Origin of the sequence: Corallococcus sp. AB032C (assembly GCF_003668935.1) — a bacterium.
Taxonomy (GTDB): Bacteria; Myxococcota; Myxococcia; order Myxococcales; family Myxococcaceae; genus Corallococcus; species Corallococcus exiguus.
Genome location: NZ_RAWP01000231.1, coordinates 1 through 2,707, shown reverse-complemented (window position 1 = coordinate 2,707; position 2,707 = coordinate 1). Strand labels below are relative to the sequence as shown.

Annotated in this window: 2 protein-coding genes; both read right to left on the bottom strand. The window is 70.8% G+C overall.

Translation table 11 applies throughout. The features are described from left to right. Positions 1–131: 131 nt before the first annotated feature. A complete protein-coding gene (istB, locus tag D7X99_RS41680) occupies positions 132–914 on the bottom strand; it encodes an IS21-like element helper ATPase IstB (RefSeq protein ID WP_121782556.1) in 783 nt (260 codons plus the stop codon). Between the two features lie 53 nt (positions 915–967). Continuing rightward, positions 968–2,557 (bottom strand): IS21 family transposase, encoded by a 1,590-nt coding sequence (gene istA, locus D7X99_RS41675; protein WP_233614226.1) that lies wholly within the window; start codon positions 2,555–2,557, stop codon positions 968–970. Between the last annotated feature and the right edge of the window lie 150 nt (positions 2,558–2,707).

Genomic DNA, 2,707 nt, shown 5'->3' with positions numbered 1-2,707 from the left:
TGTCAAGGCTCGGCCAATCAGGTCGCTGTTCGGTCCGGCCAATCAGGTCCGGACGTGAGGAGCCCGGGAAGCGTGACGGCGTGGACCGCGCGGGTTCGGCCAAACCGGTCCGGCAGGGGCTCCGCCAGGTGTCAGCGTGCGGGAGTCTCGACCTGGGCCGCGCGCGGTGCGCGGGTGCGCTTGGCGAGTGGCGGGTTGCGGTAGCTGTCACCCTCGATGGTGAGGACGTGGGAGTGGTGCAGCAGCCGGTCCATGGCGGCGCTGGCCAGCAGTGCGTCACCAAACAGCGGCGGCCACTCCTCCAGGGCGCGATTGGAGGTGATGCAAGTGGCCGCACGCTCGTAGCGACGGCGGACAATCTCGTACAAGTCGATGCCCTCCTCTCCCGTGAGGGGCCGCAGTCCGAGGTCGTCGACGATGAGCAAGGCTGGCGTGGTGAAGCGCAGGAGACGACGCTCGTAGCTGTTGTCGGCGCGTGAGGCGCGCAACTGCGTGAGCATGTCGTGAGCGCTCACGTAGAGGACGGCGTGGCCGGCGCGACAGGCTCGCTGGCCCAGCGCCTGGGCGAGGTGACTCTTGCCGACGCCCGCCGGGCCTACCACCAGCACGTTCTCGTGCCGCTCGACAAAGGTGCAGGTGCCCAGCTCCAGCACCTTGGTGCGCGGGACGGAGGTGTTGAAGGAGAAGTCGAAGTCCTCCAATGTGCTGGGCCGTTCGAAGGCGGCTCGGCGCATGCGCACGTCCAACTGCTTGCCGTCGCGTCGCTCCACCTCGTCGGCCAGCAGCCGGTAGAGGAATTCCGTCAGCGACAAGTTGGCGTCGGCCGCCTCGCGGCAGCGCACCTCGAGGGATTGCAGCAGCCCGGACAGGCGCAGCTTCTTCAGCACGGGGACGAGTTCGTCATAGGTACTCATGCGGGGGGATACTCCTTGAGTGGGGTGGGACTGCGGGGACTGCCAGGGGCGCGCTAACGCAGCAGCGTGCGCACGTCGCGTGCGTAGCGGGGAGCCGGCGGCGTAGCAGTGGCGGCGGGCGTGGCGATGGCCAGGTGCCCGTCCTGGGGCAACGGCTGCAAATCCAGGCCGCGGCGCAGGATGTCCTTGAGGCCCTGGTAGCGCAGGTTGCCGAAGTGCAGCGCCCGGAGGCACGCGGCCTCGGCCCGCTCGCGCGGGAAGCCCTCCAGGTGCACCACCATGGCCTGCACGCAGCGCAGTTGGCTGAGGACGTCATCCGCGTCGAAGACGGCGCGCACGTACGCCTCGGTGTGGGGGCCCAGCCGGGCCGCCCGCGTCTCCCAGTGGCTGCGGCTGCGGTGGCGCAGGGCTGCGCGCGCCTCGGGCAGGTGCGCTTCCACGGTGCTGCGGTGGCCCTCGCCGCGCAGCGCGTGGGTGGCCACGCGCTCGTCCTGGGCGTACACGCGCACGTCGTGGGCCGTGACGCACAGCCAGACGCGCTGGCCGATGAGACGCCAAGGCACCGAGTACAACCGTCGGCCGTACATGACGTGGGCATCTCTGTGCACGCGGGCCTCGTGCCACACCTCGGGCGCCCACGCGGCCGCCGGCAGCGCACGCAGCGCCGCGGCCTCGGCCTGCTGGAAGAGGAGGCGCGGCTGACGCCCCGTCGTGCCGTGCACGCGTACCGACGCCACGTCCCGCAGCCAGCGCTGCAGGGCGGCCTCGCACTCGCGCGCGTCCTCTCCGGTCCTCCCGGCGAAGAAGTTGCCCTTCACGTAGCGCACACCCGCCTCCACCTTGCCCTTCTTCTCAGGGGCGCGGGGTGGGGCCGGGTCGACGATGAAGCCGTAGTGGCGCGCCAGCGCGCGGTAGCTGCGCTGCAGGGCCCTTTCCCCGTCCACCCCGAAGGCAGCGCGCACCACCGCTGCCTTGAGGTTGTCGGGAACCAGGCAGTGGGGCACGCCGCCGAAGTACGCGAAGGCGGCCTCGTGACAACGCAGCCACGTCTCCACGCGCTGGTCGAACACCAGCGTGGCGAAGAGGTGGCGGCTGTAGCCGAGCACCATGACGAACACCCAGGCGCGCCGGAGTGCCCCCGCATCCACGTCGTACAACCGGCCCACTTCACCGAAGTCCACCTGCGCCACTTCGCCCGGAGCCGTCTCCACGGGGATTGCGACGTCCTCTTCACTCACGCCCTGTGCCCGACGCACGCTGCCCACCAGGCGTTTGACCGCCGAGAGGCTGCCTTCCGGCTCCCCTGCCTCCATCCGCAGCCGGGTGAAGATGGCCTGCGGCTGCAGTCCCTTCGCCACCCACGCCTCCACCTGGGCGCGGTGCGCCTCCATGCTGGACGTCTGCTGGGGCGCTGGCGGGGCTGCGGGCCGCGCCGCCAGCACCGCGGCCTTGAGCACCTCGAGTTCGGGCAGCACCTGCACGTCGCCCTGCAGCAGCCCCGCCGCTTCCAGCACGCGCCGGTAGCCGCGCTCCACGTCCACGCCCATGCGCAGCACCCGGGCCACTTGCCGCGCGGGCGTGCCCAGGCGGTGCAACCGCACCAATTCCTGCAGCCGGTCCATCTCCACTCTCCGGTTACTCACGCCACTTCCCTTTCCAAGGGAAGGCAGCGTGGCCTGTCGGCGGACACCCGAGTGGACCGGTTTGGCCGAACCGGTGCGGACCGGTTTGGCCGAACTCACCCCGACCGGGTTCGCCGAACTCCGGAGGACCTGTTACGCCGAGCTACGACA

Coding starts and splice junctions, on each gene's coding strand:
- istB (WP_121782556.1), bottom strand. CDS start 914: ATGAGTACCTATGACGAACTCGTCCCCGTGCTGAAGAAGCTGCGCCTG.